Raw genomic sequence first — 20197 nt, forward strand, 5'->3', positions numbered from 1 at the left:
ATGGCCGTCGACATGACGACAACGATCCCGGTTGGCGCCAACCAGGCCAGCCAGCAGACGTCGAAGACGGCGGTGGATTACCAGTCGTTCCTGAAGCTCTTGATCGCCGAGATGAAGAACCAGGATCCGACCAAGCCGATGGATTCGACGCAGTATGTCGCCCAGCTCGCGACCTTCTCCCAAGTCGAGCAGTCGGTGCAGACCAACACCAAGCTCGACCAGATCATGCAGTCCTCGGCCTTGTCGCAGGCCGACGCGCTGATCGGCCGCTCGATCACTTCGGCCGACGGCAAGACCACCGGAACGGTGGCTTCGGTGACGCTCTCCAGCAGCGGATTGATCGCGGTGCTGCAGGACGGCACCCAGGTCCCCGTCGGCGCCGGCGTGTCGATCAAGCCTGCCGCCTAGAGCATGATGCCGAAAAGTGCGAAGCGGTTTCGGACGACATCATGCTCCATTTCTTTGATTTAGAGCCGGTTTCGCATAGAGTCGGCCCATGAACGAGGCCGACGCCCTCGATATCGTCCAGTACGCGGTGTGGACGGTTCTTACCGCTTCCGCCCCGGTGGTGCTGGTGGCGATGGTGGTCGGCATAGGCATCGCGCTTATCCAGGCGCTGACCCAGATCCAGGAAATCACGCTGACCTTCGTGCCGAAGATCGTCGCCATCATGCTTGTGGTGGCGCTGACCGGCCCGTTCATCGGCAGCCAGATCTCGGCCTTCACCAACGTCATCTTCGAGCGCATCGAACACGGTTTCTGACGCAAAGCTGAAGGCGAGCGTCTGACGTAATTCCAGGAAAAGTGTGAGCGGTTAAGTTCGCCGTCATCGCCGTAACCTTCCCCGGAATTGCGTCTGACGGCATCGGCGCAAGCCGGATGATCGCTTGCCCTGCGCGCCGAGGCGAAAAACGGGAAATAGCCAGAAATTGGTCCAGACCGGCCAGACGCTTGGTTTAAACCTTCGCCGACGCATTTTCGCCTTTGCCATCCTGTTGTTGGGTCGCACTCTTTGGCGAGTCGCCGGCCCATCCGGGCCGGCGAACTTATATAGCGGACGAAGGCGCAACCATGATCGACGACGAGCCGGAAAGCGAACGCGTCTCCGCGCTGGCGCCGTTCCGGCATGGCATCTTCCGCGCCGTCTGGTCGGCCAGCCTGGTGTCGAATTTCGGCGGCCTGATCCAGGGCGTGGGCGCCGCCTGGATGATGACCACGATCGCCACTTCGTCCTATCAGGTGGCACTGGTCCAGGCTTCGACCACCTTGCCGATCATGCTGTTCGCGCTCGTTGCCGGCGCTATCGCCGACAGCTTCAACCGCCGCAAGGTGATGCTGGTGGCGCAGACCTTCATGCTGGTCGTCTCCGCGCTGCTGACCTTGTTCACCTGGTTCGGCTGGATGACGCCGTGGACGCTGCTTGCCTTCACCTTCCTGATCGACAGCGGCACGGCGCTGAACAGCCCGTCATGGCAGGCGTCGGTCGGCGACATGGTGCCGCGCGCCAAGGTGCCGGCTGCGATCGCGCTCAACTCGCTGGGCTTCAACATCACCCGCAGCGTCGGTCCGGCCATCGGCGGCGTCATCGTCGCCGCTGCGGGTGCGGCGGCCGCCTTTGCCGCCAACGCCGTCAGCTATATCGGCCTGATCATCGTGCTGTTCCGCTGGAAGCCGGCGCTGCCCGAGCAAACCCTGCCGCGCGAGTCGCTGGGCGCCGCGATGGGCGCCGGCCTGCGCTATGTCGCCATGTCGCCCAACATTGGCAAGGTTCTGGCGAGAAGCTCGGCCTTCGGCTTCAGCGCCGGCGCGGTGCTGGCGCTCCTGCCGCTGGTGGCGCGCGACGTCGTCAAGGGCGATGCGCTGACCTATGGCATCATGCTCGGCGCCTTCGGTATCGGCGCGGTCGGCGGCGCGCTGATCAGCGTGCGGCTGCGGCAGCTGCTGTCCAGCGAGGTGATGGTGCGCATGGCGTTTGCCGGCTTTGCGCTTTGCGCCTTCAACGCCGCCGTGAGCCAGAATGCCTGGCAGACTTCCGCCGGCCTGCTCATCGGCGGCGCCTGCTGGGTCATCGCGCTCTCGCACTTCAACGTCACGGTGCAGATGTCGACGCCGCGCTGGGTGGTCGGGCGCGTGCTGTCGATCTACCAGACGGCGACTTTCGGCGGCATCGCGCTGGGCAGCTGGATCTGGGGCGTGGTCGCCGACGCGCATGACGCTGAAACCGCGCTGGTCGCGGCGGCGGTCGCCATGCTCGCCGGCGGCGCCATCGGCTTCGTCCTGCCCTTGCCGCGGCAGACCGTCCTCAACCTCGATCCGCTCAACCGCTTCAAGGAGCCGATGCTGGCGCTCGATCTCAAGCCGCGCAGCGGCCCGATCGCCATCATGATCGAGTACATTATCCGCGAGGACGACGTACCGGAATTCCTGGCCACCATGGCGGAGCGCGGCCGTATCCGCCGCCGTGACGGCGCCCGCAATTGGACGCTTGCGCGGGATCTCGAAAATCCGTCGGTGTGGATCGAGCACTACCATACGCCGACCTGGGTCGAGTATATCCGCCACAACCGGCGCGCCACCCATGCCGACGCCGTGGTCGGCGAACGCATCCGCGCGCTGCACAGCGGCGACGAGCCGCCGCGCGTGCGCCGCATGATCGAGCGCCCGACCACCGCGGGCACGACGCTTGTCTCACCCAAAGGCCCGATCGATCATTAGATCTGCGTGGTATTTTGCAGGCATGATGGGATCGTCAGCGGCAACTTCCAACGTCATCGGCTTCTTTGTTACTGTTCGGGTCACTACGCAGTTCCAACTGGATAGACCAAAATGGTCTCGATCATTGAATACGCCGAACGTCACTTTGACGGCACTGATGCGTTGTGGCGAGAGGCATTCCCCAACGATGCGCCTTGGAACGCGGCCCGCATTTCAATCGCTGAGAAGTTGCGGTTTCAACCAAACCTGCTTTTGGTGGCGATCCAGGCCGACCGCGTCGTCGGATCGATCATGGCCGGGTATGACGGCCACCGAGGCTGGATATCGCGGATTGCGGTCCTGAAATCCCATCGGAAGAAAGGGATCGGCGAGGCCCTCGTCCATGAAGCCGAAACGCGGCTCGCCAACCTTGGATGTGTAAAGATCAACCTGCAAGTTGTCGTTTCCAACTCGGCGGTTCTTGGGTTCTACCGGAAGTGCGGATACGAGGTCGAAGAGCGCGTAAGCATGAGCAAGTTGCTGCCGAAGTGCTAAGCACTGCTTCCTGCGGATCGAGCGCCTGACGGCCCTTGTCGCAGCTAGTGGCCGGTGATGCTGTCGGCCAGGGCGGCAAGCTTCGATGTATGCGCAAGTCCCGCGGCCTCGCGGTTATCGGCGACGCGATAGAGCTGGTACATCGAGTGGACGCCCAGCCAACGGAGCGGTTCGGGCTCCCAGGGCCGCACCTTGCGGTTGACCCAGGGCAGCCGCGTCAGCTCGGTATCCTGGCCGAGCACGAGATCGGTCAGCGTGCGTCCCGACAGGTTGGAACTCGACACGCCGAGCCCGACATAGCCGCCGGCCCAGCCGATGCGTGTCGTGGGATCCAGGCCGACCGTCGTGCACCAGTCGCGCGGCACGCCGAGCACGCCGCACCAGGCGTGATCGATGCGGCACGCCGTGGTCTGCGGCAGGAGCGTGGTCAGGATGGTGTGCAGCTGGTCGATCGTCGCCTGCTGCGTCTGCCCGTTGACGTCGGTGCGCGATCCATAGCGGTAGGGCACGCCGCGCCCGCCCATGGTGATGCGCCCCTCGCGCGTGCGCTGGGCGTAGCAATAGGCATGCGCGGCATTACCGAGCAGCTCATGCCCCTCCCAGCCGATCTTGCGCCAGATCTCTTCCGACAGCGGCTCGGTGACGATCTGCGCGCTGTTGAGCGCCAGCCAGGTCCGCTCTTCCCCTGGGATTCCGGCGGTGAACCCCTCCGTGGCGCGGATGATGGTTTCAGCCCGCACCGTGCCGCGATCCGTGGCCACGCTGCCCTTGGCGATCGTCGTCACCGTCGTCTTTTCATAGATCGAAACACCGAGACGCTCGACCGCAGCCGCCAGCCCGCGCACCAGCTTGGCCGGCTGCACCCGCGCCTGGCCGCGGATGACGAAGCCGCCGAGTACATTTCGGATATTGATGCGTGCCCGCGCGGCCTCGGCGTCGAGCGGTTCGATGCGTTCGGGGTCGGCGTCCCAGGAGCGGATCGTCTCGCATTCCTCGCGCACGCGTTCCAATTGCGCCGGATTGGTGGCGACCGTCAGATTGTCGACGCGACGGATGTCGGCGTCGATGCCTTCCTCGGTTGCCACCCGGATCACACCTCGTCGACGCAACCGGCCATCGCCCTCTGCATGGCGGTGACGCCTTGTCGTGTCGACGTCGTAAGGTACTTCTCGCGCGACCACCCGAAGCCGCCCGACAGCCAGCCGCCATTGCGCCCTGAGGCACCGAAGCCGGCGAACTCCCGTTCGATGAGCACGATGCGCAGCGATGGCTTCGCCTTCTTCAGATAATAGGCGGTCCACAGTCCGGTATAGCCGGCGCCGACGATCGCGATGTCCACCTCGATGTCGCCTGGCAAAGGCAGACGCGGCGCGGGGACAGCACCGATATCCGCATACCAGAACGAGATGTCGCCGTTGCGCTTGACTTGCATGGGATGGCTTCCAGGAGTGGTGGGCGTGTTATTGGCCGGGCTGTCGACCGGGTCAACCTTCGCCGGCCAGGTCCCGCCGCGCCTTGTCGAGTTCTTCGGCATAGCGGCGCATCAGATGGCTTTCGGTGAGCAGGCCAAGCACGATGCGCTCGTCGAAGTCCTCGACCACCGCCAGCTCTTCAGCCCCGGTGCGCTGGAAGGTCTCGGCGGCGGTCTGGACGTTCATCGAAGGCACTAGCACCGCGTCCTTGAACTGGGCCAGCGCGCTCACCGGCGTCTCACCGTCGGAGCGATCGCTGTGCAGTTCCGGCACCAGCAGCATGCCGACATATTGGTCGGCCTGCTCGACGGCGATGACCCGCTGCGCCGAGCCAAGCAGGATCTCTTTGCGGAATTCGTCAAGAGTGGTCGAGGCGGGAATGGTGCGGACATCCTTGCGCATCATCGAGCCGACGGTGAGGCTGCGCATCCAGCCGACGTCATGGGCGCTGCGGATCGTTTCGCCGCGCAGGTGGAAACGCCAGGTCGAGAAGGAGTAGCCGAAGGTTTCGCGCACCAGGATCGCCGACATGATCGAGGCCGCCAGCACCACGCCGGTGAGCGTCAGGTCGCGGGTCGATTCCAGCGCCAGGAACGTCATGGTCAGCGGACCGCCGACGACGCCGACCGCAAGCGAGGTCATGCCGACGACGGCGGCGACCGCCGGGTCGATGCCGGCCGAAGGCGCGGTCAGCGCCATGACGCCGGCAAAGACCTTGCCGAGCAGCGCTCCCAGGAACAGCGAGGCGAAGAACAGGCCGCCGCGGAAGCCGGAGCCGAGCGAGATGGCGGAGGCTGCCAGCTTCATCACGAAGACGCTCGCCACCACCGGAAGCGCGTAATTCATGGCGAACTCGCGATGCAGCGCGCCATGGCCGCTGGACAGCACTTGTGGCGTGACCAGCCCGAGCAAGCCGACGAAGATGCCGCCGATGAAGGGCCTGACCGACGCGTCGATCGACAACCGCACAAAGAGCCGCTCGACGATGCTCACCAGATGCATGATCGCGATCGAGGCAGCCCCGCCGAGCAGGCCCAGCAGCAGGAACGGCACATACTCGCTGGCGGTCAGATTCGGCAGACCTGAGAGTTCCAGCGGGAACGGCACGCCGCCGAACACTTCCGCCGTCAGCGAGGCGCAGATCGCCGCCGCCATCACCGGCGCCACATTGGCGACGGAGTAGATGCCGATGACCAGTTCGAAACCGTAGAAGGCGCCGGTGAGCGGCGCGTCGAAGGCGGCCGAGATCGCGCCGGCCGCGCCGCAGCCGACCAGCATGCGAACGTCGTTGCGGCGCAGCCGGAAGGCGCGCGCCAGCCGGGAAGCTATGCCGGAGCCGATCTGCGTATAGCCGGCTTCCAATCCGACCGAGGCACCGAAGCCGCTGGAAATCATCGTCTGCGCCACGATGATGAAAGTGTCGGTGAGCGACATACGCCCGCCATAGAGCGCGTTGGCCTCGATCGGGTCGACCGGCGTGCGAAATTTGCGCTTTCGCAGCCAGATCACGGAAAGGCCGAGCAGCAAGCCGCCGATGGCTGGGAACATCGCCTGCACCGGGTCGGAAAGCGAGAACATCGCCGAAAGCCGGCCGCCCGGCTGCACGTCGAAGAGCAGGTAGTGCATGCCTTGCACCATCGCGCTCATGCCGGTGACCAGCGCGCCCGCGATCACGCCGACCATGCCTGCCATCAGCACGATCACGATGCCGCGTGCCTCGAGCACGGGGAGCGAGCTGATCAGCACCGCGCGAAGCCGGCGGGCGTAGACTTGTGGGTCGTTTCTGGCAGGCAACGGGGCGGCTCGCCGGTATGCGAAAGATAAACAACTGCCGTGCCTGATACGCGCGGCGGCTTTGCGTGGCAACCGCAATGCCGACCGCTTGTGGCGCCATTTTGGCGTTGCGCGAAATAGCCCTAAACAAGACTCTTCGCGCGACCAAGGAGATAGACTTAGTCAGGTACGGGGATGGTCAGCGGGCCGCAATCATCCTCGGCGACGAAGATCGCCAGCAGCTCCGCCGGCTCGGTGGCGCTGGCATTCTCGGCGAACGCGTGGATCGTGCCGGGCGCTTCGAACCAGGTCTGGCCCTTTGTGTAGGTCATCGCTGGCCCGCCTTCCAACTGCGAACGCAGCGCTCCCTTGATCACGAAGGCCGTGACCGAGCCGGGGTGACGGTGTCGCGGCGTATAGGCATTGGGAAGGAATTCGACCAGCGCCGTGGTGATCGAATGCCCCGGCACATTCGGCAGCTTTTCGCAGGAGAGCGGCCTGACCGTAGTGGTCGGGCGCGCAGTGGCCCCCTCCCCGGCATCGGCCGCCATCATGTGGATGAGCGCGTCCGTCCCACCAGGAGCGGTGATTGCCCTGTTGTAATGGACAACAGCCACGCCAAGCAGCCCAGCAGCGACTGTGGCGGCACCGAGCAGAGTGAGGCTTCGGGAAGAGACATCTTCGATCATGGCGGCAACTCCTTCGCTCACCCGGCCAGGCGAAAGCCGGCGCGCCAGCCGAGCTCGCTGACCGCCTTGTCGGTCGCGATGTAGCCGTTCGGCTCCGCGACGTTGAATGCGCCCTGCGCTCCCCGCTCCACGGCAAGCAGTGCCGCGTAAGCAGCGGCATCGACATGGACCGCCGGCTCCGCGGCGGTTTCCGCGCCGGTGCCCGGCCCGTAGAGATGGCCGTTGCGCAGCACGATGCCGGTGATTGGCGAAGCGCCGAGCACATGCCTTTCCAGCGCAATGACGCCGCCGACGCTGACGGCGCGGCCGCCTTCGGCGCCGCTGTCGAGCGGGTCCGTCTCGGCATGCGGTTCGGACCCCGGCGCGTAGACCCAGGCGATGCTTTGCGCGATCAGCCGCTTCGCCCCGGCCGCCTTCGCCGTATCGACCAGGTTGCGGGTTCCTTCATCGCGGATGCGGGCGTTTCTTACGCCCGCCTCGGCCATCCGCGACGGATCGAGCCCGGGCGGCAGGTCGGTAAGCTGGTGGATGACGATTTCCGGCTTCGCCGCAACGACCGCCGCGCGCAGTGCGCTCGCATCGAACACATCGACCACCACCGGATCGGCGCCGAGCGCTCGAAGATCCTCGGCCTTTGCCGCGTGTCGCGTCGTCGCGGTCACCTGATGACCGGCCGCGAGCAGCTGCGGAATCAATCGGCGGCCGATCGCGCCCGAACCGCCGGCAAGAAAAATACGATAGCCCATCGTCTTTCACTCCTTGTCGCGATAATATCAGTATACGAACAACATATAAGAGCTATGATATTATGCGCAAGGGCAATCCATCCATTCCAGCTCCCGGCGAAGGCAAGCGCGGCGAGCAAGGCTATCTGGGCTATCTGCTGCGCCAGGCGGCCGGCGCCTACCGCCTGAAGGTAGAGCGGGCGCTCGATGAATTTGGCGTGACGCAGGCGCAGTTTGCAGCCCTCACCATGGTTTCGGCCTATCCCGGCATATCCAACGCCGATCTGGCCCGGCTGGCGGTGCTGACGCCGCAGACCGTGAGCGTGATCGTCGGCAATCTGGAAAAGGCCGGCTCCCTCATCCGGCGGCCGCATGCGGTCCACGGCCGCATCCAGCATCTCGACCTCAGCGAAGACGGCCAAGCCTTGCTGAAGAAATGCCGGGAACGCGTATACAAGCTTGAAGATCAACTGACCGCCGGCCTCTCCGCCGAAGAGGAACAGGCCGTGCGGCGCTGGCTGGTCGCCGTCGCAACCGCGGACGCGGTACAGGCCTGAAGCCGGTCGCTGTCAGGTCGGCGCGCCGCCCTCTGTTTCATAGAGCGTGAGCTTGCGGTCGCCGATGCCGAGCTCGGCCCAGCGTGCCCGCCACTCGGCGATATGCGCCGACTTGAAATGCGCTTCGAGCGCGGCGCGGTCGCGCCACGCTTCCGAAACATGGATGAGCCCGGCGTCCAGCACATCCTGCGCGTAGGAATAGCCGAGGCAGCCCGGCTCGGCGCGGCTCGCCGAGATCATTCGTTGCATCGCCGGCTTCGCATGTTCGAGCCCGTCGGGCGGCACCCGAACCGTGCCGATGATCAGGAGCATGTGACTTTCCTTTCGCCATGCATGTCGCCCAAAAGTGCGCAGCGGTTTTGGGGGAACGACATGCATCAAGACAAAGACCTGAAGCGCGTCGCCCTGAATCCATTTTCGGCGCGACGCGCTTTAAGGCCGCGATGAGGTCCCGTAGCCACTCTCCCACCTTCGCGCAAGCTTGGCCGGTTACGGTCGGGAGCCTGCTGTGTGTGTGGCGGCTCTGGATCTGAGGACGACATGGCGATCAGCGAAACACTTGCGCCCGGTGCGGTGGCCAAGAACGGCCGCGACGTCTTCTTCGCGCTGGGCATCGTCTTCATCCTGGCGGTGCTGTTTTTGCCGATCCCCGCCTTCCTCATCGATATCGGCCTCGCCTTCTCGATCGCGCTTTCAGTGCTGATCCTGATGGTCTCGCTGTGGATCCAGCGACCGCTCGACTTCTCGTCCTTCCCGACCATACTGCTGATCGCCACGATGCTGCGGCTGTCGCTCAACATCGCCACCACGCGCATGATCCTGTCGCACGGCAATGAGGGCACGCATGCCGCCGGCTATGTCATTTCCGGCTTTTCGAAGCTGGTGATGTCGAGCGACTTCGTCATCGGCCTCATCGTCTTCATGATCCTGATCGTGGTGAATTTCATCGTCATCACCAAGGGCGCCACCCGTATCGCCGAAGTCGGCGCGCGCTTCACCCTCGACGCCATCCCCGGCAAGCAGATGTCGATCGACGCCGACCTTTCCGCCGGCATGATCGACGAGAAGACCGCGCAATTGCGCCGACGCGAGCTGGAGGAAGAATCCTCCTTCTTCGGCTCGATGGACGGTGCCTCGAAATTCGTGCGCGGCGACGCCATCGCCGGCTTGATCATCACCGCCATCAACATCGTCGGCGGCATCGCCATCGGCTACCTGCGCCATGGCATGGGCCTCGGCCAGGCGGCCGATGTCTTCATCAAGCTGTCGGTCGGCGATGGCCTCGTCACCCAGATCCCGGCCCTCATCGTTTCGCTCGCCGCCGGCATGCTCGTCTCCAAGGGCGGCACGCGCGGCTCGACCAACCAGGCGGTGTTCGGCCAGCTCGGCGCGCATCCGCGCGCGCTCTACGTCGCGTCCTCGCTGCTGGTCATCCTCGGCCTGATGCCCGGCCTGCCGCTGTTCCCCTTCTTCGCGCTCGCCGGCGCCATGGCCAGCCTCGGCTACATCATCCCGCTGCGCCAGAACCGCGAACTTGCTGCCGTCGAGGCCTTGAAGACGCAGGAGAAGGCCAACAAGGTCGAGGAGGAAAAGAACTCGGTCAAGGCCTCGCTGGTCACCGCCGAGATCGAGCTCCTGATCGGCAAGCAGCTCTCGACCAGGCTGATGGTGGCGCATCAGGAACTCGTGTTCCGCATGTCGAAGATGCGCAAGAAATTCGCCCAGCAATACGGCTTCGTGGTGCCGGAAATACGCGTCGTCGACGACTTCGCCATTCCGCCGAAGAGCTATCAGATCAAGGTGCACGGCACGGTGGTCGCCGAATACCAGATGCGCGTCGGCGAAATCATGGTGCTGCTCGGCACGCGCGGCGTGCCGGAAATCCCCGGCGAGGAAATCCGCGAGCCGGCCTTCGGCATGCGCGCCTATTCGGTGCTCGAAACCTTCGCCGAGGACTTGAAGCGCGAGAACTTCACCTTCGCCGACAACATGTCGGTGTTGCTCACGCATCTTTCCGAGGTCATCCGCAACAACCTCCCGCAGCTTCTATCCTACAAGGACATGAAGGCGCTGCTGGAGCGGCTCGACCCGGAATACCGCAAGCTCGCCGACGAGATCTGCACCTCGCACATCTCCTATCCGGGCCTGCAGGCTGTGCTGAAACTGCTGCTCGCCGAGCGCGTCTCGATCCGCAACCTGCATCTGATCATCGAGGCCATCGCCGAGATCGCGCCGCATGTGCGCCGCACCGAGCAGATCGTCGAGCATGTGCGCATCCGCATGGCGCAGCAGATCTGCGGCGACCTGTCCGAGAGCGGCACGCTCAAGGTGCTGCGGCTCGGCAACCGCTGGGACCTCGCCTTCCACCAGAGCCTCAAACGCGACGCCAAGGGCGAGGTGCGCGAATTCGACATCGATCCGCGCCAGCTCGAGGAATTCGGCCAGGACGCGACCAAGGCGATCCGCAAGCATCTCGAGGCCGGCGAGCGCTTCGTGCTCGTCACCGCGCCCGACGCGCGTCCCTATGTGCGCATGATCATCGAGCGGCTGTTCACCACGCTGCCGGTGCTCAGCCATGTCGAGATCGCCAAAGGCGTCGAGATCAAGGTGCTCGGAACGATCTCGTGAACACGCTCTCGCAAGGCGTCATCATCGCCGCCTTCCTGGCCTTCTGCCGCATCGGCGCCTGCTTCATGCTGATGCCGGGCCTGTCGAGCGCCCGCGTGCCGCTGCAGATCAGGCTATTCGTCTCGCTCGCCGCCACTGGCGGCCTGCTCGCCTTCCTGTGGGACCGCATCTACCCGTTCGTCGATCCGCGCCCGCAGATCCTGGCGCCGATGATCGTCTCCGAGCTTCTGGTCGGCGGGCTGATCGGCGCCATGACGAGGCTCTACATGGAAGCGCTGCGCTTCATGGGCTCGGCCATAGCCATGATGATCGGCTACGGCGGTTCAGGCGGACCGGCGATCGAGGAGCCGGAACCGCAGGCAGCGCTTGCCGCCATCATCTCGTTCTCGTCGCTGCTCTTGCTCTTCGTCTTCGACTTCGACCACGAGATCGTCAAGGCGCTGGTCGCCTCCTACACGGTCGCCCCCGTCAACGTCTTCTTCAATCCGCAGGCCGCCCTCGTCGACGTCACCGACACCGTGTCGGACGCCTTCTTCCTGGTCATCCGCCTGGGCAGCCCCTTCGTCGCCTATGCCATCCTGGTCAATCTGACGATCGGCTTCGTCAACAAGCTGACGCCGCAGATCCCGGTCTATTTCATCTCGCTGCCCTTCGTCATCGCCGGCGGGATGATCATCTTCTATTTCGCCGTCGGCACCTTGCTATCGCTCTTCGTCGACGGCTTCGTCGATCTCACGCTGGCAAGATAGGCGCCATGACCACGCGAAAAGACCGCCTGAAGAAACTGGTCAAGGTGCAGGAGCAACTGAAGGCGCTGCACGAGACGCGCCATGCCGGCTTACTCGCGGCCGCGGCCAGGGCGGAAGCGGAGGCCAAGGAACTGATCGACCGTTTCGACACCGACGGCTCGCTGGCGGGCCTGTTCCCGGCGCTCTACCATCGCCGCATCACCGACGCGCTCGGCCGGCAGAAACAGAACCTGGAGGATGCGCGCCAGGAGGCGTCGCTGATCGCCACCGCGACGGCTCGCACCAACATGGTCGAGCGCGCCTACAAGGACGTCCGCCGCCGCGACGAGCGCGAGCGCTCCGACCGCGAACGGCTCGATCTCATCACGCAAAAGCGGGCCGAAGAGTAGTAATTCTGCCTATAACCCGACTCACGGACTACACCATGTGAACGGCCGCTTCGCGCCTCATTGCGCTCGTTAGGCTTAGCCCGTACGTCATCTACAAAGCAGACAACCAAGCATTCAATGACGTCGGCATTTAGCCGATGCGACTTGGGCGCAGGTTCGTTGCACTCTCCTTTTCCACGGGATCAAATTTTCCTCCGGCTGCCAGATTGCGACAGCCGTTTCGTCAGCCGGCGCAGGCGAGACATTGAACTATCCTTTTCAAGGGCAATCAAAATCTGATCGGGATCGGTGACGCCTCGACCGAACAGGCTCATCACTTTGCCCGCCACCTGCTCGCGATGATCGATGCGAACGATCTGGTGGCTGGTGCAGAACTCGATCACCGCCTTTGCTAAAAGCGCGACTTGAGCGGGGTCCGCCGCTCCGTTTTCTATCATCCGGTAAACCCCAATCCCAATTGCGTCGTCCGCCCAGCGCTCTGCGGAATTCATCATGAGCAAAACTGCCGCCAGCACCCCTTGGTTCCAAACGACATAAGGGGCGCCGCCAGGCGTGCGCAGTGGGGCTCCTCATCAAGTGGTAAGCCGGCTGCCCGAATAGCTGATTTGAGTTGGGCCGGGACAGAGGCAGCATCGAGCCATTACGTATGAGGTGTTTGAAATGGCTGATGACATTTACATCCAGGCATACCGGCGCGGGAACGTGGAGGCGGTCAACGCACTTCTGAAAAGGCAATACCCCGACGACGAAGAACGGTTGCGAGTTTTGGAAATGTTTGACGACAGCGGCCTATGGTCGATCGGATGGCAGCTGGAGCATGGCGGGATCGCGGAAGTGCGGGCCTATCTGGGAGGATGATTAGCCAGTTTCATCCCCCATTACTCACTAGGGCGTAGCGATACACGTATTGCTTGTACGACATACCTCCTTGTGCAAGCGTCCTGGATGCTGAACGGGCGTATAGTCGCCTTTAGCCGGCGCCCTGTATCTTTTCCGTGCCCCCGCCGGTCAGGCCCGGCTCGCGCGTTTACCCGCCGCCGGCCGGGCCGCAGCCCTGTCGCGCTTCGCCTCGCCAGTTGAGCAGCATGTTGGCGTTCATGTTGTGCCGCCGGCTATCTCCGAGACCTATGAAACCGGCACCAAAGTCTCCGCCACGACCCCTCGTGGCGCGAAGCAGACGACCGACCCACACATCCGCATTCCGCCTCCCTTTTCCCGCAAGCCTGCCACAAGCTTGTTCAGTCATTGTGCGGATAACAGAACCGGCAAAGGGCGGACTTTCTTGGCCATCTCCCCACCCAGCGACATCGTCATGGACGTTGCCCGCGCAGCGGAGCCGGCCGATGTCGAGGCCGCGCGCGCGGCGCTCGCGAGAAGGGCGAATGGCACCTCGGCACCGTTCTCCGTCGATCCATCCGCCACGGCCGATGCCGGCTCCGTGCTCTCGCGCGCCACGGCCGACAAGGCGGAAGCCGCCAATCCGGCCAAGAAGTTCCAGCGCTTCGAAGCGATGGTGCTGACGACCTTCATCCAAAACATGATGCCCAAGGACACCGAGGGCGTTTACGGCAAGGGCCTGGCCGGCGACATGTGGAAATCGCAGCTCGCCGAAAAGGTGGCCGACGTCATGGCCGCGCATGGCGGCATCGGCATCGCCAAATCGATGCTGGCCGACCATTATCTCGACGGCAAGCACAAGGTGCCGGTCGGTCCCGTTGCCGGCGGGCCGCAGAAAACCGAGATCGACCAGCAGACCATGCGTTCGACGTCGATGCTCGAGGAGCTGGAGCGCAAAGCCGCACGGTCGATGACCGGTGACGACACGACCATAAAAACGGATATCAAGATCTAGGGACCTACATGGCCGACCAAACGGACCTTTCCAATCTTCCGGCGCGGACCAACGCAATGGAAGCGCCCGCCGCCGCACGACCCGGCAACCTCGCCGCCATCATCGGCCGCATCGAGGAAGTCGTGGACGAGGAGACCGCCGGTATCCGCAGCGGAACAGCCTATGACCTCAAGGCCTCCAACGCGCGCAAGAGCCGGTACCTCTACGAGCTGAACCGTGCCATGAAGGGCGCCAACGAGATCGAATTCCTCGAGCAGCATCGCGAAGGTCTGCTGCGGCTGCGTCAGAAACTGGCGAAGAACGAAGCTGCGATCCTCGCCCATCTCAACGCCGTCAACGAGGTCGCCACACTCCTGAGGAACGCCATCCAGCGCGCCGATACCGACGGCACCTATTCGGTGGGCGAGTTCGGAATGGCGCGGGCCTGACAAGATGATCAAGGCGCAAGGTCAGATCCGGTGATAAAATTCCTCGCCGCCGCGCTGTGGATTTGCGCCGTGACGCTTGGCGCGGTGTTTTATTCCTTCCAGGCGGCCGGCCAGCGCGGCGTGGGCGAACCGCCGAAGCCGATGCTGGGCGGCCTCGACTATGTCAAGGCCGACATGATCTCGGTGCCGCTGCTGCGCGACGGCAGGATCGAGGGCTACTTCCTCACCAAGCTCGTCTACACGGTGGAACCGGACCAGATAAAGAAGCTGTCGATCCCGGCGCAGGCGCTGATGACCGACCAGGTCTATTCCTATCTCTACTCCAACCCGCAGATCGATTTCACCAAGAAGGAATCGATCGATCTCGACGCTTTCCGCAAATCGATCCGCGACACCATCAACACCCGCGTCGGCGTCGATCTGGTGCACGAGGTGCTGATCGACCAGGTCAACTTCCTCTCCAAGGACGATATCCGCGACAACGCGCTTCGCCGCCGCAAGAATGCCGGCGACACAGCGGCGGCGATGACCAAGCCCTTCCAGGAACATTGATCGCCCGCAGCGGTTTTCCGTCCGGGATTGCGTAAAGACAAGAGCGAAAGCAGGTCAGCGATTCTGTCAAACGCTGACCTGCTCTCGCCCGTGATGCGACATGACGCATGGTGACCGCGTTGACGTTAACGTCAACTCGAAGCTATATGCGCCGGTGACAGGCGACCGCGCAGCGCGGGGCGCCTACCTCGCCCAGCGGCTCGACAAGCCGGTGCGCGTCAACGCAACGAACGAGGAGAACCGCCATGGGCGTTCAGGAGATTGCCGACAAGATCAAGTCGCGCGTGGCAAGCGCGGGCTTCGAGCATTCGGTCAAGTTCGACACCGGCAGCGACGGCGTCATCGTCATCGACGGCGCGACCGTCTCGACCACCGACGCGCCGACCGACTGCACCGTCAAGCTCTCGCTCGACGATCTGGATTCGCTGATTGCCGGCGACCTCAATCCGACCATGGCCTTCATGTCGGGCAAGCTGAAGGTCGAAGGCGACATGACGGTCGCCATGGCGCTGAGCCAGCTGCTCGGCTGACCGCTTAAAACTCGATGCGGCGCGACCCAAAAAGGGTGACGCCGCATCGACAATTCTCTCGGATCAACCCCGTCAGGCGACGAAGCCCAGCGCCTTGATCTTGCGGCCGGCGGCCGTGATCGTGCCCTTGGCGCCGTCCAGCGCGCCGTCCTTCAACTCCAGCGCCAGAAGCCGGTGCCGCTCATAGGGGCCAGGCATGGCGAGCGTCCCGGTGCGGTCGGCCGAGAAGCCGAACCGGCCGTAATAGGGCGCGTCGCCGACGAGCAGGATCGCGCCATGGCCGAGCCGCGCCGCTTCGGCGACCGCATGCCGCATCAGCGCCGAGCCGATGCCGCCGCTCTTCAATCCCGGCTCGACCGCGAGCGGACCGAGCAGGAGCGCCGGGCCGCCCTCGCCCAGCCTAACATCCCAAAGCCGCACCGTGCCCACGACCGCGCCCGACGCGTTGCGCGCGACAAAGGCCAGGCCTTCCGAAGGCCGGCGGCCGCGCCGCAGCTTCTCGGACGACTTCTTCCTGCGGTTCGGCCCCATGGCCCGGTCGAGCAGCGTTTCGCGCGCCACGGCGTCGCCTGCGCCTTCGCCAACGATGACGAAGGCGCCGGCAATCTCCCCCTCAAGGGGGAAGATTCCGACCGCGCCACTGTCAACGATGAAATTTGCCATATCCATTTCCGCGATCCTTCACGAGCGGAGATCTGTTCCACAAGCGAGCCCGGGCGGGCGACACGCGCCCACCTGGGATGATCTGAGCGGTCCTTGCGAACCGGTCAGATCACGTAGGATCGGAGGGGCTCGAAGCCGTTGAAAGCGACCGCCGAATAGGTGGTCGTGTAAGCTCCGGTGCCCTCGATCAGCACCTCGTCGCCGATGCTCAGCGACAAGGGCAGCGGATAAGGCGTCTTCTCATACATCACGTCGGCCGAATCGCAGGTCGGGCCGGCGAGCACGCAAGGCGCGGTCTCCGAGCCATCATGGCGGGTGACCAGCGGATAGCGGATCGCCTCGTCCATGGTCTCGGCGAGACCGCCGAACTTGCCGATGTCGAGGAACACCCAGCGCACATTGTCGTTGTCGGCCTTCTTCGAGATCAGCACGACTTCCGACTTGATGACGCCGGCATTGCCGACCATGCCGCGGCCCGGCTCGATGATCGTCTCGGGCAGCGCGTTGCCGAAATGCTTGCGCAGCGCCGAGAAGATCGCCTGGCCATAGGCCTGGGCGACCGGCACGTCCTTCAGGTAACGGGTCGGGAAGCCACCGCCCATGTTGACCATCTTCAAGACGATGCCTTCCTCGGCGAGCGTCGCGAATACCTTCTTGGCGTCGCCAAGCGCGCGGTCCCAGGCGGTCAGGTCGGTCTGCTGCGAACCGACATGGAACGACACGCCATAGGCGTCGAGGCCGAGGTCCTTGGCATGGCGCAGCACGTCTACCGCCATCGCCGGAACGCAGCCGAATTTGCGCGACAGCGGCCATTCGGCGCCTTCACCGTCGGTCAAAACGCGGCAGAACACGCGCGAGCCGGGGGCGGCGCGGGCGATCTTCTCCACCTCCTCGACGCAGTCCACCGCGAACAGGCGGATGCCGAGCTGGTAGGCGCGTGCGATGTCACGCTCCTTCTTGATGGTGTTGCCGAAAGAAATGCGATCGGCTGGCGCGCCAGCATCCATCGCCATCTCGACTTCGGCAACCGATGCGGTGTCGAAGGACGAGCCCATCGCAGCAAGCAGGCGCAGGATCTCCGGCGCCGGATTTGCTTTCACCGCATAATAGATCTTGGAATCGGGCAACGCCTTCTCGAAGGCGCGGAAATTGTCGCGCACGACATCGAGGTCGACGACGAGGCAGGGGCCGTTCGGACGTCGGGTGGCGAGAAAGTCAAGGATGCGCTGGGTGGCCATCGGGGTCTCTCCATCACGCCTTTCGGCGCGCACAAGGGTGCGGACACGGGCTGTCGGCCTCGCGAACACGCGGTGGACAAAGGCGGGACGGAAATCCATGGAACCAGCCGGTGGAGACCCCGGAACCATGAAGCGCCGTCTCGCGGCGATGAACCACAGCCTTGCCCGGCCTCGGTTCGCTTTGTCTGCCTTGGCTTGGATTGGGAGAACCCGCTCCGCACTGCCGGCAATGAAGGTGTGCCTCTTTAGTAACCCCGGTCTTTGGACAACCGGAAGAGAACCAGAAAGGCCCGCACCGTCGTTGCTTCAAGGTGTCCTCGGGCTGGCGGTTGGCCGCTAGACCGACTGGAGGGGTTGGCTCCAGTTACCTTACCGATTTCCCTCACCATTCGAGGATCGGCGGACACCCACAGGCACGTGCGACTTTGGGCAAGCGCGATATAGGAGCGAAGGGTTTCACAATCAATAAAAATCGTAAGCGCAGGTTGTAAAATTTCTGGCATCGAACAATGTACGCGTCACCGTATCCGGATATCGAACGATGCCAGGAACCCAAGGCCCGCTCAACGCCTTCCTCGATCTGCGCCAAATGCCTGTCGCGAATGCGGAATCGGGCCCGCTCGCCGGCCTGCGCCTGGCCGTCAAGGACATCTATGACGTCGCCGGCTACCGAACCGGCTGCGGCAACCCGCAAAAGTTCGAGGAAGCGCATACCGCCTTGCGCACCGCGGAACCCGTGCAGATGATTCTCGACGCAGGCGCGCGATTCGTCGGCAAGACGCAGACCGACGAGTTGGCCTTCTCGCTGTTCGGGCAGAATTCGCATTTTCCGTTTCCGGTAAATCCCGCGGCGCCCGAGCGCGTCACCGGCGGCTCGTCCTCGGGTTCGGCATCCGCGGTTGCCGGCGGCTTGGCGAACATCGCCACCGGTTCCGACACCGGCGGGTCGATCCGCGCGCCGGCGAGCTTCTGCGGCCTGATCGGTCTGCGAACCACCCATGGCCGCATCCCGCTCGACGGCGCAATGAAGCTGGCGTCGAGCTTCGACACCTTCGGCTGGTTCGCCGACGGCATCGAGACCTATGAGGCGGTCGGCAAGCTGCTGCTTGGCCGCGATCCGTACCAGCACCCACTCAGCCGCCCGCTATCGATCCGCTGGCTGGACGCCTTCGTGACCGGTCCGGCGGAAGCCGCGGAATATGCCCGCATGAAGGCGTTGGCCGCCGGCGTCATTGGCCGGCCAGCGGAGACCGAACATACGTTCGCCTCGTTCCCCGATGAGCTTTACTGGTGCTTTCGCCGCTTGCAGGCCTTCGAGGCCTGGCGAGAGCATGGCGCCTGGATATCGTCCGGCGGCCGCCTCGGCCCCGGCGTCGCGGAACGCTTTGGCTTCGGCCGCACGATCGATGCCGGAACCGTCGCCGCCGAGACGGCGCGACGGCTGGCTTTCCGTGCCGAGCTCGGCGCCCTGCTCGGCGACAACGGCTTCCTCGTCCTGCCTACCGTTCCTGGAGCAGCACCGCTCGCTTCGAGCACGCCGGAACAGTTCCAGGCCTACCGCGAAAGGGCGCTGCACCTGTTGTGCCTTTCCGGCCTGTCCGGTTTCCCGCAGATCACGCTGCCGATCGGCTCCGTCGACGGCGCGCCTTTCGGCCTGTCGCTGCTCGGCCCTTCCGGCAGCGACGTTGCCCTGATACGGCTCGGCCGCAAGATTCTCGACGCGGCACGAAAGGTCTGACCATGGACACATTGACCCGCATGCGCGCCTTCATCGACGTGGTCGAGGCGGAAGGCTTTTCGGCCGCGGCGCGCAAGATCGGCCGCTCCAAGGCGCTGCTGTCGAAATATGTGCGCGAGCTCGAGGACGAGCTCGGCGCGCTGCTTCTGAACCGCACCACGCGCCAGTTCTCGCTGACCGAAGCCGGCCACACCTATTATCAGCGCGCTTCCGAAATCGTGCGCGAGGTCGACAGCCTCGCCGAGGCGGTGCGCCAGTCCTCCGGCGACGTTCGCGGCAGGATCAAGCTGTCGGCCGCCCGCACCTTTGCCGATGCGCCGATCGGTCAGTCACTGGTCGACTTCGCCAAGCAGCACCCCGACATCGTGCTCGACATCCATCTCGACGACCGGTTCGTCGACCTTGTCGAGGAAGGTTTCGACCTTGCTGTGCGCATCTCACGGCTGGAAAACTCCTCGCTGATCGCCAGGCGGCTGGCGCCGTTCTCGGTCAGGCTTTGCGCGTCGCCGGAGCTGATCGCCAAACATGGCGCGCCGACGCGTCCGCAGGACCTCGCCAACATGCCCTGCATCGTCGACACCAATGGCCGCTCGCTGGCCAACTGGCGCTTCAAGGGTGAAGGCGAGGAGACCGTGAGCGTCGCCGTCTCGGGCCCGATCGAGGTCAACAGTCCGATCGTGGCAAGGGTAGCCGCGGTCTCCGGCCTGGGCTTTGCCATGCTGCCGGATTTCATCGCCGCGCCCGACGTCGCGTCCGGCAGGCTGGTCACCGCGCTCGACGATCGCATCCTGTCGGGTACCGGCATCTTCGCCGTCTATCCGCACCGGCGCTACCTGCCCGCCAAGGTCCGCGTCTTCGTCGATTTCCTGGTGCACTGGTTCAAGACGCGCGACGCAGTGTGATAACCCGCGTCCCAATTTCGCCCCCTTTATGTTAACTCTCGGGTTTCACCCCCCGAAGTCGAT

At 64.4% G+C, this 20197-nt stretch carries 22 protein-coding genes and 1 pseudogene; 15 read left to right on the forward strand and 8 right to left on the reverse strand.

From position 1 onward, the window contains the following. From flgD to AC0L2L_RS03885, 4 genes are all read left to right on the forward strand, one after another. On the forward strand, window positions 1-408 hold the full coding sequence (gene flgD / locus AC0L2L_RS03870) for a flagellar hook assembly protein FlgD (protein ID WP_027165132.1): 408 nt from the start codon (window positions 1-3) through the stop codon (window positions 406-408). Window positions 409-496: 88 nt separating this feature from the next. Further along, window positions 497-763 carry a flagellar biosynthesis protein FliQ gene (gene fliQ, locus AC0L2L_RS03875; protein WP_040989996.1) on the forward strand — a complete coding sequence of 89 codons (267 nt, stop codon included), beginning with the start codon at window positions 497-499 and terminating at the stop codon, window positions 761-763. 308 nt (window positions 764-1071) lie between these two features. Continuing rightward, window positions 1072-2715: an MFS transporter gene (locus tag AC0L2L_RS03880; protein WP_473576314.1), complete on the forward strand. Its 1644-nt coding sequence runs from the start codon at window positions 1072-1074 to the stop codon at window positions 2713-2715. A 111-nt stretch (window positions 2716-2826) separates the two neighbouring features. Further along, a complete protein-coding gene (locus AC0L2L_RS03885; protein ID WP_473576316.1) occupies window positions 2827-3249 on the forward strand; it encodes a GNAT family acetyltransferase in 423 nt (140 codons plus the stop codon). Window positions 3250-3293: 44 nt separating this feature from the next. On the opposite strand, the pseudogene AC0L2L_RS03890 reads toward AC0L2L_RS03885, so the two are convergent. From AC0L2L_RS03890 to AC0L2L_RS03905, 4 genes and pseudogenes are all read right to left on the reverse strand, one after another. Further along, a pseudogene (locus tag AC0L2L_RS03890) lies at window positions 3294-4681 on the reverse strand (NAD(P)/FAD-dependent oxidoreductase). Between the two features lie 52 nt (window positions 4682-4733). Beyond that, entirely contained in the window at window positions 4734-6515 is a 1782-nt protein-coding gene (locus AC0L2L_RS03895) for a chloride channel protein (RefSeq protein ID WP_473576318.1), read from the reverse strand. Between the two features lie 158 nt (window positions 6516-6673). Next, a complete protein-coding gene (locus AC0L2L_RS03900) occupies window positions 6674-7183 on the reverse strand; it encodes a cupin domain-containing protein (protein ID WP_473576320.1) in 510 nt (169 codons plus the stop codon). Between the two features lie 17 nt (window positions 7184-7200). Then, window positions 7201-7929 carry an NAD-dependent epimerase/dehydratase family protein gene (locus AC0L2L_RS03905; protein ID WP_473576322.1) on the reverse strand — a complete coding sequence of 243 codons (729 nt, stop codon included), beginning with the start codon at window positions 7927-7929 and terminating at the stop codon, window positions 7201-7203. Window positions 7930-7991: 62 nt separating this feature from the next. On the opposite strand from AC0L2L_RS03905, the gene AC0L2L_RS03910 reads away from it, so the two are divergent. Then, window positions 7992-8465, forward strand: a complete 474-nt coding sequence (locus AC0L2L_RS03910; protein WP_473576324.1) for a MarR family winged helix-turn-helix transcriptional regulator — start codon at window positions 7992-7994, stop codon at window positions 8463-8465. Window positions 8466-8477: 12 nt separating this feature from the next. Here AC0L2L_RS03910 and AC0L2L_RS03915 read toward each other — a convergent pair whose 3' ends face one another. Then, complete coding sequence (locus AC0L2L_RS03915) at window positions 8478-8777, reverse strand: putative quinol monooxygenase (RefSeq protein ID WP_473576326.1); 300 nt, start codon at window positions 8775-8777, stop codon at window positions 8478-8480. A 228-nt stretch (window positions 8778-9005) separates the two neighbouring features. On the opposite strand from AC0L2L_RS03915, the gene flhA reads away from it, so the two are divergent. From flhA to AC0L2L_RS03930, 3 genes are read left to right on the forward strand one after another with little or no spacing between them, the layout of a single operon-like run. After that, window positions 9006-11093, forward strand: coding sequence for a flagellar biosynthesis protein FlhA (flhA, locus tag AC0L2L_RS03920; protein WP_473576328.1), 2088 nt, complete (start codon window positions 9006-9008; stop codon window positions 11091-11093). Continuing rightward, the gene (fliR, locus tag AC0L2L_RS03925) at window positions 11090-11842 is read left to right on the forward strand and encodes a flagellar biosynthetic protein FliR (protein WP_473576329.1); all 753 of its coding nucleotides are present in this window, start codon (window positions 11090-11092) and stop codon (window positions 11840-11842) included. Before flhA ends, fliR begins: the two co-directional genes overlap by 4 nt. Before the next feature lie 5 nt (window positions 11843-11847). Next, on the forward strand, window positions 11848-12231 hold the full coding sequence (locus AC0L2L_RS03930; RefSeq protein ID WP_473576330.1) for a hypothetical protein: 384 nt from the start codon (window positions 11848-11850) through the stop codon (window positions 12229-12231). 182 nt (window positions 12232-12413) lie between these two features. Here the strand turns inward: AC0L2L_RS03930 and AC0L2L_RS03935 are convergent, their stop codons facing one another. Further along, complete coding sequence (locus AC0L2L_RS03935; protein WP_473576331.1) at window positions 12414-12746, reverse strand: hypothetical protein; 333 nt, start codon at window positions 12744-12746, stop codon at window positions 12414-12416. A gap of 145 nt (window positions 12747-12891) precedes the next feature. On the opposite strand from AC0L2L_RS03935, the gene AC0L2L_RS03940 reads away from it, so the two are divergent. From AC0L2L_RS03940 to AC0L2L_RS03960, 5 genes are all read left to right on the forward strand, one after another. Beyond that, entirely contained in the window at window positions 12892-13089 is a 198-nt protein-coding gene (locus AC0L2L_RS03940; RefSeq protein ID WP_473576332.1) for a hypothetical protein, read from the forward strand. Window positions 13090-13513: 424 nt separating this feature from the next. Beyond that, entirely contained in the window at window positions 13514-14083 is a 570-nt protein-coding gene (locus tag AC0L2L_RS03945; protein WP_473576333.1) for a rod-binding protein, read from the forward strand. A gap of 8 nt (window positions 14084-14091) precedes the next feature. Further along, window positions 14092-14511: a hypothetical protein gene (locus tag AC0L2L_RS03950; protein ID WP_473576334.1), complete on the forward strand. Its 420-nt coding sequence runs from the start codon at window positions 14092-14094 to the stop codon at window positions 14509-14511. A gap of 30 nt (window positions 14512-14541) precedes the next feature. Next, window positions 14542-15063, forward strand: a complete 522-nt coding sequence (locus AC0L2L_RS03955; protein WP_473576335.1) for a hypothetical protein — start codon at window positions 14542-14544, stop codon at window positions 15061-15063. A gap of 245 nt (window positions 15064-15308) precedes the next feature. After that, entirely contained in the window at window positions 15309-15593 is a 285-nt protein-coding gene (locus tag AC0L2L_RS03960) for an SCP2 sterol-binding domain-containing protein (protein WP_027165149.1), read from the forward strand. 72 nt (window positions 15594-15665) lie between these two features. On the opposite strand, the gene AC0L2L_RS03965 is transcribed toward AC0L2L_RS03960, so the two are convergent. Both AC0L2L_RS03965 and odc2 read right to left on the reverse strand, forming a co-directional pair. After that, window positions 15666-16256, reverse strand: a complete 591-nt coding sequence (locus tag AC0L2L_RS03965; RefSeq protein ID WP_473576336.1) for a GNAT family N-acetyltransferase — start codon at window positions 16254-16256, stop codon at window positions 15666-15668. A gap of 104 nt (window positions 16257-16360) precedes the next feature. Further along, window positions 16361-17494 carry an ornithine/lysine decarboxylase gene (gene odc2 / locus AC0L2L_RS03970; protein WP_473576337.1) on the reverse strand — a complete coding sequence of 378 codons (1134 nt, stop codon included), beginning with the start codon at window positions 17492-17494 and terminating at the stop codon, window positions 16361-16363. A 541-nt stretch (window positions 17495-18035) separates the two neighbouring features. On the opposite strand from odc2, the gene AC0L2L_RS03975 reads away from it, so the two are divergent. Continuing rightward, a complete protein-coding gene (locus AC0L2L_RS03975) occupies window positions 18036-19232 on the forward strand; it encodes an amidase (protein WP_473576338.1) in 1197 nt (398 codons plus the stop codon). A gap of 2 nt (window positions 19233-19234) precedes the next feature. Continuing rightward, on the forward strand, window positions 19235-20134 hold the full coding sequence (locus AC0L2L_RS03980) for a LysR family transcriptional regulator (protein ID WP_473576339.1): 900 nt from the start codon (window positions 19235-19237) through the stop codon (window positions 20132-20134). The last annotated feature ends 63 nt before the right edge of the window (window positions 20135-20197 follow it).

This window comes from Mesorhizobium sp. WSM4832 (genome assembly GCF_055811115.1).

What these genes read in the sequence shown, in the direction of transcription:
- flgD (WP_027165132.1), top strand. Translation starts at nt 1, where the DNA reads ATGGCCGTCGACATGACGACAACGATCCCGGTTGGCGCCAACCAGGCC.
- fliQ (WP_040989996.1), top strand. Translation starts at nt 497, where the DNA reads ATGAACGAGGCCGACGCCCTCGATATCGTCCAGTACGCGGTGTGGACG.
- AC0L2L_RS03880 (WP_473576314.1), top strand. Translation starts at nt 1,072, where the DNA reads ATGATCGACGACGAGCCGGAAAGCGAACGCGTCTCCGCGCTGGCGCCG.
- AC0L2L_RS03885 (WP_473576316.1), top strand. Translation starts at nt 2,827, where the DNA reads ATGGTCTCGATCATTGAATACGCCGAACGTCACTTTGACGGCACTGAT.
- AC0L2L_RS03900 (WP_473576320.1), bottom strand. Translation starts at nt 7,183, where the DNA reads ATGATCGAAGATGTCTCTTCCCGAAGCCTCACTCTGCTCGGTGCCGCC.
- AC0L2L_RS03905 (WP_473576322.1), bottom strand. Translation starts at nt 7,929, where the DNA reads ATGGGCTATCGTATTTTTCTTGCCGGCGGTTCGGGCGCGATCGGCCGC.
- AC0L2L_RS03910 (WP_473576324.1), top strand. Translation starts at nt 7,992, where the DNA reads ATGCGCAAGGGCAATCCATCCATTCCAGCTCCCGGCGAAGGCAAGCGC.
- AC0L2L_RS03915 (WP_473576326.1), bottom strand. Translation starts at nt 8,777, where the DNA reads ATGCTCCTGATCATCGGCACGGTTCGGGTGCCGCCCGACGGGCTCGAA.
- flhA (WP_473576328.1), top strand. Translation starts at nt 9,006, where the DNA reads ATGGCGATCAGCGAAACACTTGCGCCCGGTGCGGTGGCCAAGAACGGC.
- AC0L2L_RS03930 (WP_473576330.1), top strand. Translation starts at nt 11,848, where the DNA reads ATGACCACGCGAAAAGACCGCCTGAAGAAACTGGTCAAGGTGCAGGAG.
- AC0L2L_RS03940 (WP_473576332.1), top strand. Translation starts at nt 12,892, where the DNA reads ATGGCTGATGACATTTACATCCAGGCATACCGGCGCGGGAACGTGGAG.
- AC0L2L_RS03950 (WP_473576334.1), top strand. Translation starts at nt 14,092, where the DNA reads ATGGCCGACCAAACGGACCTTTCCAATCTTCCGGCGCGGACCAACGCA.
- AC0L2L_RS03960 (WP_027165149.1), top strand. Translation starts at nt 15,309, where the DNA reads ATGGGCGTTCAGGAGATTGCCGACAAGATCAAGTCGCGCGTGGCAAGC.
- AC0L2L_RS03965 (WP_473576336.1), bottom strand. Translation starts at nt 16,256, where the DNA reads ATGGCAAATTTCATCGTTGACAGTGGCGCGGTCGGAATCTTCCCCCTT.
- odc2 (WP_473576337.1), bottom strand. Translation starts at nt 17,494, where the DNA reads ATGGCCACCCAGCGCATCCTTGACTTTCTCGCCACCCGACGTCCGAAC.
- AC0L2L_RS03975 (WP_473576338.1), top strand. Translation starts at nt 18,036, where the DNA reads ATGCCAGGAACCCAAGGCCCGCTCAACGCCTTCCTCGATCTGCGCCAA.
- AC0L2L_RS03980 (WP_473576339.1), top strand. Translation starts at nt 19,235, where the DNA reads ATGGACACATTGACCCGCATGCGCGCCTTCATCGACGTGGTCGAGGCG.